Origin of the sequence: Amycolatopsis sp. NPDC049868, assembly GCF_044461365.1 — a bacterium.
GTDB lineage: Bacteria > Actinomycetota > Actinomycetes > Mycobacteriales > Pseudonocardiaceae > Amycolatopsis.
Window position 1 is genome coordinate 510,937 of the sequence record NZ_JBITKV010000001.1, and the last position, 14,335, is coordinate 525,271.

12 protein-coding genes are annotated in these 14,335 nt (G+C 68.6%); 5 read left to right on the plus strand and 7 right to left on the minus strand.

The window, feature by feature from the left end; translation table 11 throughout:
• Positions 1-222 precede the first annotated feature (222 nt).
• The 4 genes from ACIBTM_RS02615 to ACIBTM_RS02630 form a co-directional block, all read right to left on the minus strand.
• Positions 223-1,173: an NAD-dependent epimerase/dehydratase family protein gene (locus ACIBTM_RS02615; RefSeq protein ID WP_395874829.1), complete on the minus strand. Its 951-nt coding sequence runs from the start codon at positions 1,171-1,173 to the stop codon at positions 223-225.
• 107 nt (positions 1,174-1,280) lie between these two features.
• Complete coding sequence (locus tag ACIBTM_RS02620; protein WP_395874830.1) at positions 1,281-2,255, minus strand: alpha/beta fold hydrolase; 975 nt, start codon at positions 2,253-2,255, stop codon at positions 1,281-1,283.
• Between the two features lie 308 nt (positions 2,256-2,563).
• A complete protein-coding gene (locus ACIBTM_RS02625; RefSeq protein WP_395874831.1) occupies positions 2,564-3,949 on the minus strand; it encodes an FAD-dependent oxidoreductase in 1,386 nt (461 codons plus the stop codon).
• A 19-nt stretch (positions 3,950-3,968) separates the two neighbouring features.
• Positions 3,969-5,363: an NAD(P)/FAD-dependent oxidoreductase gene (locus ACIBTM_RS02630; protein ID WP_395874832.1), complete on the minus strand. Its 1,395-nt coding sequence runs from the start codon at positions 5,361-5,363 to the stop codon at positions 3,969-3,971.
• A 205-nt stretch (positions 5,364-5,568) separates the two neighbouring features.
• Between ACIBTM_RS02630 and ACIBTM_RS02635 the strand changes: the two genes are divergently transcribed.
• From ACIBTM_RS02635 to ACIBTM_RS02655, 5 genes are all read left to right on the plus strand, one after another.
• A complete protein-coding gene (locus ACIBTM_RS02635; RefSeq protein ID WP_395874833.1) occupies positions 5,569-6,957 on the plus strand; it encodes an NAD(P)/FAD-dependent oxidoreductase in 1,389 nt (462 codons plus the stop codon).
• Positions 6,958-6,995: 38 nt separating this feature from the next.
• Complete coding sequence (locus ACIBTM_RS02640; protein ID WP_395874834.1) at positions 6,996-8,261, plus strand: NAD(P)/FAD-dependent oxidoreductase; 1,266 nt, start codon at positions 6,996-6,998, stop codon at positions 8,259-8,261.
• An 11-nt stretch (positions 8,262-8,272) separates the two neighbouring features.
• On the plus strand, positions 8,273-9,673 hold the full coding sequence (locus tag ACIBTM_RS02645; protein WP_395874835.1) for a cation:proton antiporter: 1,401 nt from the start codon (positions 8,273-8,275) through the stop codon (positions 9,671-9,673).
• A 77-nt stretch (positions 9,674-9,750) separates the two neighbouring features.
• On the plus strand, positions 9,751-10,920 hold the full coding sequence (locus tag ACIBTM_RS02650; RefSeq protein WP_395874836.1) for an acyl-CoA dehydrogenase family protein: 1,170 nt from the start codon (positions 9,751-9,753) through the stop codon (positions 10,918-10,920).
• A 12-nt stretch (positions 10,921-10,932) separates the two neighbouring features.
• A complete protein-coding gene (locus tag ACIBTM_RS02655; RefSeq protein ID WP_378369500.1) occupies positions 10,933-11,370 on the plus strand; it encodes an SgcJ/EcaC family oxidoreductase in 438 nt (145 codons plus the stop codon).
• A 275-nt stretch (positions 11,371-11,645) separates the two neighbouring features.
• Here the strand turns inward: ACIBTM_RS02655 and ACIBTM_RS02660 are convergent, their stop codons facing one another.
• The 3 genes from ACIBTM_RS02660 to ACIBTM_RS02670 all read right to left on the minus strand — a co-directional run bounded on the left by ACIBTM_RS02660 (position 11,646) and on the right by ACIBTM_RS02670 (position 14,323).
• Positions 11,646-12,398 carry a class I SAM-dependent methyltransferase gene (locus tag ACIBTM_RS02660; RefSeq protein ID WP_395874837.1) on the minus strand — a complete coding sequence of 251 codons (753 nt, stop codon included), beginning with the start codon at positions 12,396-12,398 and terminating at the stop codon, positions 11,646-11,648.
• A gap of 84 nt (positions 12,399-12,482) precedes the next feature.
• Positions 12,483-13,298, minus strand: coding sequence for an ABC transporter permease (locus ACIBTM_RS02665; RefSeq protein ID WP_395874838.1), 816 nt, complete (start codon positions 13,296-13,298; stop codon positions 12,483-12,485).
• Positions 13,295-14,323: an ATP-binding cassette domain-containing protein gene (locus ACIBTM_RS02670; protein WP_395874839.1), complete on the minus strand. Its 1,029-nt coding sequence runs from the start codon at positions 14,321-14,323 to the stop codon at positions 13,295-13,297. Before ACIBTM_RS02670 ends, ACIBTM_RS02665 begins: the two co-directional genes overlap by 4 nt.
• Positions 14,324-14,335 lie beyond the last annotated feature (12 nt).

The following is a 14,335-nucleotide window of genomic DNA, read 5'->3' on the forward strand; positions in this document are numbered from 1 at the left end:
CGGCGCCCCCGGGGCCCGCCCCGCCGCCGGCGCCGGGGGCCGGCCGCGCCCCCCCCCCCACCCCACCCCCCCCCCCGGCGGGGGCGCCCCCCCCCCCCCCCCCCGCGGCGGCGGGGGGGGGGGGCCCCCCCCCCGCTTCAGGGGTGGATCAGCTCGCGGCCGTGTCGCGAAAGCCACTTTCGCGACGTGTGACGTCCCGAAAGTGGCTTTCGCGACATGCTGTCAGGCCGCGCGGAGACCGGGCCCAGGGACGTCCCAGGCGGTACCGCGGTGCTCCAGGTACCAGTCCACCGTCTTCGCCATGCCTTCTTCCAGCGTGACCAGGGATTCCGGCTCGATGCCGACGGAAAGCAGGGTCGAGACATCGGCCGTGACCGGGGTGTCCGGCGTTTCACCCGGCCGCATGGGCAGGTCGGTGATGCCCACCCGCGAGTGGCCGCGCTGCTCGCACAGGTCGATCACCAGCTCCGCCACCTCGCGGATGGTGACCGACTCGGCGGGCCCGATCTCGACCGTGTTCTCCAGCACCCGCCCCTCGGCGGCGGCCTCCAGGGAGGCCACCAGGGTGCGGGCGACGTCGCCGACCCACACCATGTCCGAGATCTGCCGTCCGCCGCCGTAGAGCTCCACCGGCATCCCGGACAGCGCCCGGCAGATCAGCGCCGGGGTGATCTTGCGGACCTTCCCCGCGGCGAACGGCGGCGCGGCCTTCTGGCGCGGGCCGTAGGCGTTCACCGCGCGGACGCAGTTCACGCGGGTGCCGCGGTCGGCGTTGAACATGCGGACGAACCGCTCGACCGTCGTCTTCGAAATCGAGTAGCTGTTGTTCATCCAGTGGTTGCCGACGCAGATGTACACGCCGGGCAGATCGTACTGGGCGACGGCCTCGAGGAAGTTCAGGCCGCCCATGACGTTGGTCTCCACCGCGGGCCGCGGATTGGTGATCGTCTCCTGGGTGCCCAGCACGGCCGCCAGGTGGATGATCCCGTCGCAATGCGCCGCGAGCTCGGTCAGCGCCGTCGCGTCGCGGATGTCGCCCAGCATGACCTCCCATGGCCCGCCGTCCCCCTCGCCACGATGGTCGAACACGACCGGCGTATGCCCTCGTGCGGCGAGCTCCTCGCAGACGTATCGCCCGATGAACCCGGTGCCACCGGTAACACCAACCTTCATTTTAGCCACCTTTTCCCGATAGGCTGGGAATTCCAGGACTTTCCTTTTCGCAGAATCCCATCGGCGGCTCGGCCGGGACGCCTCCAATACTGCCTCGAAAAGCGGTTTCAGCCGAGGAACTTCGTCAGCGCGCCGATGACCTGAGCGGGCTGTTCCTCGGAAAGGTAATGCCCCGCCCCGGCGATCTTGACCACCTGCGGATCCGCCGCCTTCGACGGCATCACCTGGACGAAGTACTGGTGGTTGAACTCCCCGGCCAGGCCCAGCACCGGCATGGTCAGCTTCCCGTACGCCGAGCCGGCCGCGATGTCCTGGTTGAGCGTCCGGTACCAGCCGTTCCCGGCCCGGACGGCGTCACGCGTGTAGTAGGCCCGCGCGTAGACGCTCCGGTCGAAGTCGTCCACCGCCGACGGCACCACCGAGAGCTGATCGATCATCGTGTCCACGACGTAGCGCGAGCGGCCCGAGACGAGCTGCTCCGGCAGGCCTTGCAGCTGGTTGAACGTCCACCACCACGGCGAGAACTGGCCGGGCGCGCTGGGCAACAGGGGTAGCTGGTAGAGGCTCTTGTCGGGCGCGACCACGTCCATCAGCGCCAGTTTGCCGACCGCCTGCGGGTACTTGATCCCGTAGCTGTGCGCGACCATCGCGCCGATGTCGTGGCCGACCAGATCCGCTTTGGCGTACCCGAGCTTGGCGAGCAGCGCGTGGACGTCGGCGGCCAGCGTCTCCTTGTCGTAGCCCGCCGGCGGCTTCGACGACCCGCCCATCCCCCGCAGGTCGACGGCGATCACGCGATGGTGCTCGGCCAGCGCCGGCATCACCTTGTGGAACGCCCACCAGGTCTGCGGCCAGCCCGGAAGCAGCACCACCGGACTGCCGGAACCACCGGCCACGTAATGCAGACGGACACCGTTGACGTCGGCGTAGGAGCTTTGGAACCCGCCCGGCAGGGAGCGGGCGAGCGCCGCGTCCGAATGTCTCCATCCCGTGTTCGCCGCCGCCCCCGTCGCCGTTCCCCCCAGCAGTACCACCGCCGCGACCGCGGCAAGCGCGGTCATGACCTTCTTGAATCTGCGCATGAATTTCTCTCCCACCGCCAGGGAAATGGTCATTGACACCTCAATGATCAGCCGGAAGGGCCGACAGACGCATCTCACTTGTTGCGGGGAAAGGAAAGGAAAACCCGTGAGCGGCAAGGGCGGTTATTGACGGGCAAGGCGAACGTGGGCGCGCTTCTTTCTCGCGGTACATGAAGGCCCCCTTCCTTGCGTCAGGCGCAAGGAAGGGGGCCTTCAGTGCGCGTGAAGGACACCTTCCCAAGTACATGAAGGCCCCCATCCTTGCGCCTAGGTACAGGAAGGGGGCCTTCATGTACCTCAGTGCCGATTCAGGCAGCGCGCGATTCGCGGTCGGCACGCGGCAGCTCGGTCACCGTCGCCCGCGGGGCGGGACGCCGCCGGTTCGCTCTCAGCACCTTGAGCATCAGGCCCGGTTTCATCAGCGCGGTCGGCGGATCGACCAGCCCGGCCACCCGCATGAACGCCGCCGTGATGGCCGGATCGATCGTCGCCGCGTACTGGAGTTTCGCCATGTACGCGTTGCCCATCTTGACCTTGAGCGTCCGCTTCCCTTCCGCGCCGGGGAAGTCGAGGTCACCGCTGGTCGAGATCTCCCAAGGGTTGTCGACGACCTTGCCGATCTCGCGCAGGAACCGCCGCGAGTCCGGTTCGGACCGTCGCGAGAGATGCTCGCGCAGCGCGATGGCCTCCATCGACGCGACCGTCATGCCCTGGCCGTACACCGGATTGAAACTGCAGAACGCGTCACCGAGCACGAACAGCCGCTCCGGGAACCGCTTGAGCCGTTCGTAGCGCCGCCGCGAACTCGCCGGGAACTTGAACGTAACCGGTTCGATCAACGGCTGGACGTCCTTCACCGCCTCGTAGATCTCCGGTGCGGGCAACGACTTCACGTAGTCGAGATAGCCGCGCGCGTCGGTCGGCGGATGATCACCGAGGATCCCGGTGAGCGAAAGGATGCACTCGTTCTCGTTCACCTGCCCGAAGAACGCGCCCCGCGGATGTTCGGGCGAGGCGACCGGGTTGATCGACTGCCAGCCGTCGAACATCTCCGGCCGTTTGCGGAACATCCGGGTGGTGTAGGCCAGCCCGATCTTCACGCGTTCCTCGGACGGCCGTTCGAAGCCCAGTTCCTCAAGCCACACCGGCGTCCGCGAACCGCGTCCGGAGGCGTCGACGACCAGGTCCGCGCCGAGCCGTTCCTCCGCCGAACCGTCGCGAGCCTGCACGCGGACCCCGACGATCCGGTTGCCCGCACGCGTGGCGAGCAGGCCGTGGACGTCGGTGCGTTCGCGGTAGGTGACGTTCGGCAGTGCCGCGGTGCGCTTCCGCAGATGATGCTCCAGCACCGGGCGCAGCGCGGTGATCGACGGCAGCCCGCTGTCGGCGGGTGCGACCTGCTTCCCGTTGAAGTACCACTTCATCCGCGCGAGATCGCCGACCGGGATCCCGGAGTCCCGCAGTTCGTCGAGCAGGTTCGGGAAGAGCTCTTCGAGGATGAAGTAGCCGCGCGCGTGCAGTCCGTGCGCGTGCCAGGTGTGCGGGGTGCCGCGGCGCGGCTTGTCCACACCGAGCACCTCGTCGCGGTCCACGACCACGACCTCGCGATAGAACTCGGAAAGCACTCTCGCCGCCAGGGTGCCGGCGACGCTGCCGCCGATCACCACCGCGCGTTTGCCGACGGGTTCGTTCATGACCATGGCTCCTTGAAGCTCAGGCCGCGAGGTCGTCGGAGGCGGGCGGGGCCTGACCGATCGTGGCGGCGGGGGCGAGAGATGCGGTGGTCTTGACGCGCCGCGCGGTGCGCAGCACGCCGACCACCAGGCTCGGCCGCATCAGCGCGGTCGGCGGGTCGACCAGGCCCGCGGCCCGGAAGAACGCCTCGGTGAACCGGCCGTCGACGGTCGCCGCGGAGTGCAGCTTCGCCATGTAGGCGTTGCCCATCTTGACCTTCAGCGGACGTGGGCCCTCGACACCGGGGAAGGCGAGGTCCCCGCCGGCCGAGATGTCCCACGGTACGTCGATGATCGGGCCGATCTCCTTGAAGAACCGCAACGGCCGCACGCCGCCCGCGTCGAGATGCGTGCCCAGCTGGGCGGCCTCCATGGCCGCGACGGTCATGCCCTGGCCGTACACCGGGTTGAACGCGCAGACACCGTCCCCGATCACGAGCAGGCCTTCGGGGAAGCGACGCAGCTTGTCGAACCGGCGGCGGACACTGGCGGGCACCTTGAAGCTGGCGATCTCGCTGATCGGCTTCGCGTTGCGCACGGCCTGGTAGATCTCGGGCGCGTCCAGCGTCTTGGCGAAATCGAGGAAACCTTTGGCGTCACGCGGCGGGTGGTCCCCGAGCAGGCCGGTCTGCGACAGCAAGGCCACGTTCCCCGGCAGGTTCACGAAGAACGCGCCACGCGGGTTGGCAGGCGAGGCGACCGGGTTGATCGCCAGATCGTCGCCGAACGGGTCGGTGTCCAGCTCGAACAGCCGCGAGGTGTAGGCGAGGTCGATCTTGATCTTCTCTTCGGCCGGACGCTCGTAGCCGAGTTCCTCCAGCCACACCGGCGACCGGCTGCCGCGGCCGGTGGCGTCGACGATGAGATCGGCGAGGAGCGTCTCGGGCTCGGCGTCCTCACCGGTCACGCGGACACCGGTGACCCGCGAGTGGTCGCCGGTCGCGACCAGCGACTGGATCACCGTGCGCTCGCGGACCTCGACGCCCCTCAGCGCGACGACGCGTGCGCGGACGTGCTCTTCGAGCTCCGGGCGGGTCGCGGACACGCTGAGCAGGCCGGATTTCTTCTGCTGCAGGCGTTTCCCGTTGAAATACCAGCGCAGGCTGCCGGAGAGGTCACCGCTGGGGATACCGTCGGCGGTCAGCTCGGCCTGCAGGCCGGGGAAGAGGTCTTCGAGGATCTGCTGGCCGCGTGCGAGCAGCGCGTGCGCGTGGTGCGCCTGCGGCACGCCGCGGCGGGTGCCGGTGACACCGACGATCGTGTCACGCTCGACGATCACGACGGAACGGTAGCGTTCCGAAAGTACGCGGGCGGTCAGCAGGCCGGCCATGCCGCCGCCGAGCACGACGGCGCGTTCGCCAAGGTATTCGCCCATCGCGGGATGCCTCCAAATAGGTAGTCGGCCGGGCCGTCGGAGTCCGACACGGGAAGAATCGTCGTCCGCCTCCGGGGCAAGAGCGTCTCTTCGACTGCTGTTCCGGGAAACCGTTACCGGGCAACCAGTTCTTGAGTGGATCTCAATTCACGCTTGTTAGCGTCGGGCAAGCAATTCCGGCTGTCGGCGTAGTTGGAGAGGTGTCATGCGCGCAACGACCCAGATCCTCGTGATCGGCGGTGGACCGGCGGGCTCCACCGCTGCCGGGCTTCTGGCCAAAGAGGGCTTCGAGGTCACTCTTCTCGAGCGGGACCGCTTCCCGCGCTATCACATCGGCGAATCGCTGCTACCTTCGTGCCGCCCGATCCTGGAACGCCTCGGGGTCTGGGACAAGATCGCCGCGGCCGGGTTCCAGCCCAAGGGCGGCGCCTACTATTTCTGGGGCCCCGAGGAATGGGAGGTGCGCTTCCGGCCGCACGGCCGCGACGGCAGCACCAGCGCGTGGCAGGTCATCCGCGCCGACTTCGACAAGATCCTGCTCGATCACGCGCGCGAGGTCGGCGTCGACGTCACCGAGGGCATCGCGGTGAAGAAGCTCGACTTCGACGGTGACCGCCCGGTCGCGGCGCACTGGGCCGAGGCGAAGAACCCGGCCAGCACCGGACGGATCGAATTCGACTACCTCGTCGACGCCTCCGGCCGCGGCGGCGTGATGGCCACCAAGTATCTGAAGAACCGCAAGTTCCACAACGTCTTCCGCAACGTCGCCGCCTGGTCGTACTGGAAGGACGCGAAGCAGCTCGACCGCGGGCCGAGCGGCGCGATCACCGTCGCCTCGGTCGACGACGGCTGGTTCTGGGGAATCCCGCTGCCCGACGGCACGATGAGCGTCGGGCTGGTCACCGGACGGGACTCCTTCAACGCCGCGCGCAACGAGCTCGGCGGGGTGGACCCGGTGTACCACAAGGCGATCGGCGACTGTCCGGCGATACAGCAGCTGCTGGTCGAGGCCGAGCAGGTCACCGAGGTCAAGGTCGAGCAGGACTATTCGTACGCGGCCGAACGGTTCCAGGGCCCCGGCTTCCTGCTGTCCGGCGACGCCGCCTGCTTCCTCGACCCCCTGCTGTCGACCGGTGTGCACCTGGGCACCTACAGCGCCCTGATCGGCACCGCCGCGATCAGCAGCGTCATCCGCGGTGAGCTCGGCGAGAGCGAGGCATGGGACTTCTACGAAGTCGTCTATCGCCGCGCCTACGAACGGCTGCTGGTGCTGGTGTCCACCTTCTACGAGAGCTACCGAGGCAAGGAGCACCACTTCTTCCGCGCGCAGCAACTGTCCGAAAAGGACTGGGAAGGGATGGACGTGCAGGCGGCGTTCGACCGGTTCGTCACCGGTATCGCCGATCTCGAGGACACCGAGGAGGTCTACCGCCGGATCCAGGGCCACCTGCTCGGCGACGAGAGCGGCAAACACAACCCGCTGGACAACCTCAACCGGGTGCACGAGCACAAGCAGGCTCCGGAGAAGCCCGAAAAGGCGATCAACGGGCTGTACCTGAGCTACGACCCGCATATCGGCATCCGGCGCGCGTGAGCGCCTCCACTCCTCCATCGGCCCAGGAAGGGTTCCTCATGTCAGCCACGCTCCACGGTATGCCCGAGCGGTTCGACGTCATCGTCATCGGTGGCGGCCCGGCGGGCGCGACCTGCGCCGGTCTCCTCGCGAAGGAGGGGCGTACGGTCCTGGTCCTCGAACGCGAACGCTTTCCCCGCTACCACATCGGCGAATCCCTGATCCCGGTCGGCATGCGCCCGTTGCAGGAGCTGGACCTGCTCGACCGTATGGAGGCCCGCGGCTTCGAGCGCAAGTACGGCGGCAGCCTGGTGTGGGGAAACCGGGACGTGCCATGGAACTTCTCGTTCATGAAGGCCGCGGAAGGCACCTACGCCTACCACACGCGCCGCGCCGATCTGGACACGCTGATCCTCGACCGTGCCCGGGAACTCGGCGCGTACGTCGTGGAGGAGACGACGGTCAAGGACGTGATCCAGTCCGGCACCGGCCGCGTCACCGGCGTCCGGTTCACCTTGCGCGGCTCGGCGGGCGACTACGAGGCCAGCGCTTCGCTGGTCGTCGACGCGTCCGGCCAGTCACGGGTGATCGGCCGGAAGTTCAGCGACATCACCTGGCACAACGAGCTCCGCAACGTCGCGGTCTGGACCTACTACGACAACTGCGACCGGCTTCCCGGTGACGAGTGGACCAACATCCTCATCGAAGGCACCACCGACGGCTGGTTCTGGGGTATCCCGATCGACAAGGGCACGATGAGCGTCGGCTACGTGACCAAGTCGGATCTCGCCAACGCCGACGACAAGTCGCTGGAACAGCTCTTCCTCACCGAGCGGGACAAGACGACCCGGCTCAAGGGGCTGCTGGCCAACGCGCGCCAGCACGCCGGGTACCGGACGGCGCGGGACTGGTCCTACACCAACGAAACCTTCTACGGTGACGGCTGGGTGCTCGTCGGCGACGCGGCCGCGTTCGTCGACCCGTTGTTCTCCACCGGTGTCGCGCTGGCGACGCTGGCGGGCAGCTCGCTGTCCAAAGTGGTCGATCGGATCCTCGACCACCCGGCCATCGAGGAGAAGGCGCTCGACCGGTACGCCGGGAACTATCGCGCGTTCTTCGACGAGATCCGCAATTTCGTCGAGCGGTTCTACGACCGGACGAAGTACAAGGAGTACTACTACGACCTCGCCCAGGAGATCGTCGACCCGGAACAGCTCCACGCGCCGAGCACCGACTTCGTCACGCTGATCTCCGGGCTGTCGGGCAAGCATCCGCTGCTGAACATCAGCCTCGACGATCTGGTCGCGAACGTCACCGAACCCTGAGCGGACGGGACATGAAGGAGAGCGAACCCCGGACCGGCCGCCGGGCACTATGGGTCTACATAGGACTGGTCGTGCTCCCCGTCGTCGTCGCGATCGTCCTGCTGGGACAGGGCGAAGGCGGCGCCGGTGCCGCGACCGCTAAGGCGGCGACCGGACCTTCGCTGGCCCAGCTGCTGCTGGCGATCGCCGTGGTGGTCGGTGCCTGCAAGGTGGTCGGCCGGCTGGCCCAGCGGATCGGGCAGCCCGCGGTGATCGGCGAGATCACCGCGGGCATCCTGCTCGGCCCGTCGGTACTCGGCGCGTTGTGGCCTTCGGGCGCGGCCGCGCTGATCCCGAAGGCGACGGTGCCGCAACTGAACGTCGTGGCGCAGCTCGGCGTGATCTTCTTCGTGTTCCTCGCCGGGCTTGAACTGAACACCGCGCTGCTGCGCGGCCGCGGACGGCTCGCGCTGGTCGTCAGTCACGTCAGCATCGCGCTGCCGTTCCTGCTCGGCGTCGGGCTCGCCATGCTCGCCTACACCCGGTTCGGGGCAGGCGGCGGATTCCTGCCGTTCGCGCTCTTCTTCGGGGTGTCGCTGAGCATCACCGCGTTGCCGGTGCTGGTGCGGATCCTGCACGAGATAGGGCTCTTCCGCAGCGAGATCGGTGTGGTGACACTGACCTGCGCGGTGGTCGACGACGTGACCGCGTGGAGCCTGCTGGCGCTGGTGATCGCGCTGACCACGGCGTCCTCGCTGTTCGGGGTGGTACTGACGGTCGTGCTCACCGCGGCGTTCGTCGCGCTGCTCGGCCTGGTGGTCCGGCCGCTGCTGCGGAAGTTCGTGGCCGGGGCCTCGGCAGCACGGCTGCACAGGGTCGCCCCGCTCTCGGTGGTCGGGGTGCTGGTGTGCGCCATGGCGACCGAGTGGATCGGGGTGCACGCGATGTTCGGCGCGTTCGTGTTCGGGGTGGTGTTCCCACGGGACAACCCGATGGCGACCTGGCTGCACGACAAGGCCGGTGGGCTGACGACGGCGTTGATGCTGCCGTTGTTCTTCGCCTACAGCGGATTGCGCACCGATATCGGCCTGCTTTCCGGCGGCGGCGCGTGGCTCTGGTGCGGCGCGATCCTGCTCGTGGCCGTCGCGGGCAAGTTCGGCGGCTCGGCACTGGCGGCGCGGGCGGTCGGCGAGAACTGGAACCGGTCGCTGCAGGTGGGCGCGCTGATGAACTGCCGCGGCCTGACCGAACTGGTGGTGCTCAACATCGGGCTCGACCTCGGCGTGCTCTCCCCGACGCTGTTCACCATGCTGGTGATCATGGCGCTGGTCTCGACCGCGATGGCGGCACCGCTGGCGACCTGGTTCGCCCGCCGCGACGGCCGGAACGTGGTGGATTTCCCCGGCCGCACCTCCGAACGTGCGGCAGCCTGACGCACCGGCAAACGGGAAGACGACCCCGGCGTCCGCCCGCTGCGAAGCTGGACCAGTCGACGATCTAGGAGGTCAAGGTGTCGAGCACCGATGTTCCGACGCGGGAGGAACTGGTTCGCCGCGTGGCCGAACTGGCACCCGCACTGAAGAAGCACTCGGCCTGGCAGGAACAGAACCGGCGGGTGCACGAGGAATCCATCGAAGCACTGGCCGAGGCCGGCGTCTTCAAACTGCGCCGCCCCCAGCGTTACGGCGGTTACGAGGCCGACACCCGCACCCTGGTCGACATCGCCACCGAGATCGGCCGCGCCGACGGCTCGACCTCCTGGGTCGCCTCGGTGTACTGGATCCCGACCTGGATGGCCTGCCAGTTCCCGGAGGCGGTGCAGGACGAGGTGTTCGCCACCCCGGACGTGCGCGTCTGCGGCACGCTGAGCCCGTCCGCGATGGCCGCGCCGGTCGACGGCGGGGTCGTGGTGAACGGCAAATGGGGCTTCATCAGCGGGGCCCTGCACGCGCAGTGGCAGGAGATCATCGCGATCCTCGTGCCGCCGGAGGGCGAGCCGTACCCGATCATGGCGCTGGTGCCGATCTCGGATCTGCTGATCGTGGACGACTGGGACACCTCGGGCCTGCGCGGTACCGGCAGCGTGTCGACGGTGGCACAGGACGTCTTCATCCCCGCGGAGCGGGTGCTCCCGCTGCCGGCGGTGCTGGAAGGCCAGGGCGGGGCTTCGGCCTCGATCTACCGGGCGCCGCTGCTTCCCGTCGCCTCGGCGTCGTCGGTGGGCACGCTGGTCGGGATGGCACGGAGCGCGCAGGACACCTTCCTCAAACGCCTGCCGGACCGCAAGATCACTTACACCGCCTACGATTCCCAGCGCGAGGCCCCGATCACGCACCACCAGGTGGCCGAATCGGCGCTGAAGATCGACGAGGCCGAATTCCACGCGCACCGTCTGTCCACTTTGGTCGACACGAAGACGGCGGACGGCACCCCGTGGAAACTCGAGGAACGCGCGATCGCGCGCGCCGACCTCGGCGCCGTGGTCCGCCGCGCCAAGGAAGGCATCGACATTCTCGCGGCCGCCTCCGGTGGCTCGTCGATCTACCACGGCATCCCGATCCAGCGCATCGCCCGCGACGTCGCCGCGGTCAACCTCCACGCGCTGATGCACCCGAACACCAACACCGAACTGTACGGCCGCGTGCTCTGCGGGCTCGAGCCCAACACCCTCTACATCTAGGAGGATCCTCCGATGACCACGACCGAAACCGGCACGGCCGCCGACCAGGCGGCGATCGCGGCGCTGACCCAGAAGGTGATCGCCGCGTGGGCGTACCACGACGCCGACGCCTTCGCCGGCGTCTTCACCGAGGACGGCACGATGATCCTTCCCGGCGTCTTCAAGAAAGGCCGTGACGACATCCGGGCGTTCCTCGTGGAATCCTTCGCGGGCAACTACAAGGGCACCCAGGTCACCGGCCGTCCGCTGGAGATCCGCTTCTTCACCCCGGACTCCGGTGTCCTGATCACCCAGGGCGGTGTGCTCGGCCCCGGCGAGACCGAGGTCGCGGACTCCCAGTCGATCCGTGCGTCGTGGACGGTCGTCAAGCGGGACGGCGCCTGGCAGCTGGCGTCGTATCAGAACACGCCTGCCAAGCAGCAGCTGCCCAAACCGGGCACGGTCGCCTGACCCTCCCCATACGGAACCCGGGCCTCCCCTCCTCAGGGCCCGGGTTCCGCCCTTTCTACGCTCTGGCGGGCCTCCGACCGTGTGCCCAATGTGGCATTGGGGACGTTGGGGGTCCCCAATGCCACATTGGGCGCGTGCGGAGGCCTGGCTGGTGATGCGGGAGACAAGTCCGTGAAGGCCTCCTTCACTACCCTGAAAGTTGGGAAGGAGGCCTTCACTACGACCGACGGCCGACCCACCTCAGGCCTGGCAACGAAGAGGCGCGGACCGCACCGCTAGCCGATGCCGAACACCTCGACCGGATGCGGAATCCGCACCTGCCCCGCGGAAACCGTGCCCAACGCGGCGACCGCGTCGAGCAGCTCCGCCCGGCCGGTCCCGCCGCGCCAAGGCTGATGCCGCGCGAAGGTCAGGAATTCGAGAATACGGTGTGCCGGCTCGGAGACCGGCACCGTGATCTCAGCGCCCACCGTGACGGACCGGAACTCGATGCCGAACCGCGTCAGTTCCTCCGCCAGCGTCTGCGCGAACAACGGCCGCACGACGCCTTGCCGGGCGAGGGATTCCGCGAAGGGACCGTTCAGCCGGTTCAGCGGGGGCACCGCGACGACCAGCCGCCGGTGCCGGTTGCGGGCCTCCTTCAGCACCGCCATGCCCTCGTCGGCGCCGAGGTAGCACAACGACTGGACGAACAGGCCATACTCGGTCGGCGTGATCCGGAGGTCGGCGACGTCGGCCATGCTCGCCGTGAGCACGCGGTGGCCCCGGACCTTCGGCAGCCCCGCCAGCTTCGCGCGCAGTCGTTCGACCGCTTCGCCGTTGGTGTCGACGCCCTGGAACCACACCGTTCTCCGCGGCACGCGCGCGATGAGCTCCAGTTCGAACATGCCGAACCCGCAGCCGTACGACGTCAGCTCCAGATCGGCGTCCGCCCCGATCAGCTTCGACGTCTCCTCGACCATCAGCCGCTGCTGGTCGGTCAGGCTGCGGAAGGTGGCGTTGCAGGTGTTGTAGTCCAGCTCGTCCATCGGCGCTCCCCGGGTCAGGCCCCCGAAACACCGAAGCCGTGGCGCGCGCACGCGTCACGGCTCCGGTGATCGAGCGGCGATTGCTCAGATCCGCTTCTTCAGGGCACGGACCGAAAGCGCCCCGAACACGATCGCGATCACGGCCGCCCAGACCAGGGACCAGATCACCGCCGAGGTGACCCCGTCGCCACCGTTCATCAGTCCGCGGCACGCCTCGAGCAGGATCGCCACCGGGCTGACCTCCGCGAACGCCTGCAGCCAGGACGGCATCGTCTCGACCGGCGCGAACACGCCGCTGACGAAGTTCAGCGGCAGGATCACCGCGAACGCGAACACCTGGACCTTCTCCGCCTGGTCGGCGGCGACGCCCACCAGCGTGGGCACCCAGGAGAACGCGATCGCGAACACCAGCAGCAGCAACCCGGCCGCGAGCACGCCGAGGAAGCCCTTCTCCGGCCGGAAGCCGAGCAGCAGCCCGACGCCGACCACCAGCAGCACGGACCAGACCTGCTTGAACTGGTCACCGATGATCCGCCCGGCCAGCGGCGCCCAGCGCGCGATCGGCAACGAGCGGAACCGGTCGAACACGCCCTGGGACAGGTCGGTGTTGAGGCCGATGCCGACGTTGATGGTCGCGAACAGCATGCTCATCACCAGCATGCCCGGGATCATGAACTGCAGGTACGCGCTCCGGTCACCGGAGATCGCGCCACCGAACACGAAGGTGAACAGCAGTGTGAAGATGATCGGCTGGAAACTGATGTCGGCCAGCTGCTTCGGCTCGTGCTTGACCGAAACGGTGCTGCGCCAGGCCAGCGTGAACATCTGCGAGATGCCCTGGAAGAACCCGACCCGGGCCGACAACTGCCGCGGCGGCAGCGTCGTGGTCGCGGCGGTCATCGGATCTCCTCCTCGGTCTCCTCGGCGGTCTCCTCGGCCGGACGCCCGGTCAGGCTGAGGAACACCTCGTCCAGGCTGGAGCTGCGCAGGGACAGCTCGCCGATGACGATGCCCGCCTCCTCCAGCCGCCGGACCGCGCCGGGCAACGCCGCCGGGTCGGTGACCGGGACGCTGACGACCTGGCCGGAAACGTCCGGCGTCGCGCCGGCGATTTCGCCGACCAGCCGCACGACCTTTTCGAGGTCGCCGGCCTGGGCACCACGCACCGTCAGGCGCTGGGCGCCGGTGCTGGCCTTGAGCTCGTCCGGCGTGCCCTTGGCGATCACCTTGCCGTGGTCGACGACCACGATCTCGTCGGCGAGCGCGTCGGCCTCCTCCAGGTACTGCGTGGTCAGCAGCACCGTGACGCCGTCGGCGACCAGACCGCGTACGACGTCCCACAGCTCAAGCCTGCTGCGCGGGTCGAGACCGGTGGTCGGCTCGTCCAGGAACAGCAGTCGCGCGTCCCCGACCAGGCTGGCGGCCAGGTCGAGCCGACGGCGCATACCGCCCGAGTAACCCTTCGCCGCCCGGCCGCCCGCCTCCGTGAGGGAGAACCGCTCCAGGAGCTCGTGCGCGCGGGCCTTGGCCGCCCGCCGCGAGAGGCCGAGCAGCCGCCCGATCAGCAGCAGGTTCTCGACACCGGTCAGGCTTTCGTCGACCGACGCGTACTGACCGGTCAAGCCGATCAGCTGCCGCACCTGGTGGGCGTCCTTCTCGATGTCGTACCCGGCCACGGTGGCGTGGCCCTCGTCCGGCGTCACCAGCGTGGACAGGACCCGGACCGTGGTCGTCTTCCCGGCGCCGTTCGGGCCGAGGACCCCGAGCACGGTGCCCGAGCGGACGGTCAAGTCGACCCCGTCGAGCGCGGTCGTCTCGCCGAACCGTTTCACCAGCCCTTCGGCGTGGATCGCGAATTCAGTCTCGGTCCCCCGCGGCCCCGGGCCGGCCCTCGACGCGGTCGCGGGTTCGACGTTCTGCAACATGACGCACTACCT

What these genes read in the sequence shown, in the direction of transcription:
- ACIBTM_RS02615 (WP_395874829.1), bottom strand. Translation starts at nt 1,173, where the DNA reads ATGAAGGTTGGTGTTACCGGTGGCACCGGGTTCATCGGGCGATACGTC.
- ACIBTM_RS02620 (WP_395874830.1), bottom strand. Translation starts at nt 2,255, where the DNA reads ATGCGCAGATTCAAGAAGGTCATGACCGCGCTTGCCGCGGTCGCGGCG.
- ACIBTM_RS02625 (WP_395874831.1), bottom strand. Translation starts at nt 3,949, where the DNA reads ATGAACGAACCCGTCGGCAAACGCGCGGTGGTGATCGGCGGCAGCGTC.
- ACIBTM_RS02630 (WP_395874832.1), bottom strand. Translation starts at nt 5,363, where the DNA reads ATGGGCGAATACCTTGGCGAACGCGCCGTCGTGCTCGGCGGCGGCATG.
- ACIBTM_RS02635 (WP_395874833.1), top strand. Translation starts at nt 5,569, where the DNA reads ATGCGCGCAACGACCCAGATCCTCGTGATCGGCGGTGGACCGGCGGGC.
- ACIBTM_RS02640 (WP_395874834.1), top strand. Translation starts at nt 6,996, where the DNA reads ATGTCAGCCACGCTCCACGGTATGCCCGAGCGGTTCGACGTCATCGTC.
- ACIBTM_RS02645 (WP_395874835.1), top strand. Translation starts at nt 8,273, where the DNA reads ATGAAGGAGAGCGAACCCCGGACCGGCCGCCGGGCACTATGGGTCTAC.
- ACIBTM_RS02655 (WP_378369500.1), top strand. Translation starts at nt 10,933, where the DNA reads ATGACCACGACCGAAACCGGCACGGCCGCCGACCAGGCGGCGATCGCG.
- ACIBTM_RS02660 (WP_395874837.1), bottom strand. Translation starts at nt 12,398, where the DNA reads ATGGACGAGCTGGACTACAACACCTGCAACGCCACCTTCCGCAGCCTG.
- ACIBTM_RS02665 (WP_395874838.1), bottom strand. Translation starts at nt 13,298, where the DNA reads ATGACCGCCGCGACCACGACGCTGCCGCCGCGGCAGTTGTCGGCCCGG.
- ACIBTM_RS02670 (WP_395874839.1), bottom strand. Translation starts at nt 14,323, where the DNA reads ATGTTGCAGAACGTCGAACCCGCGACCGCGTCGAGGGCCGGCCCGGGG.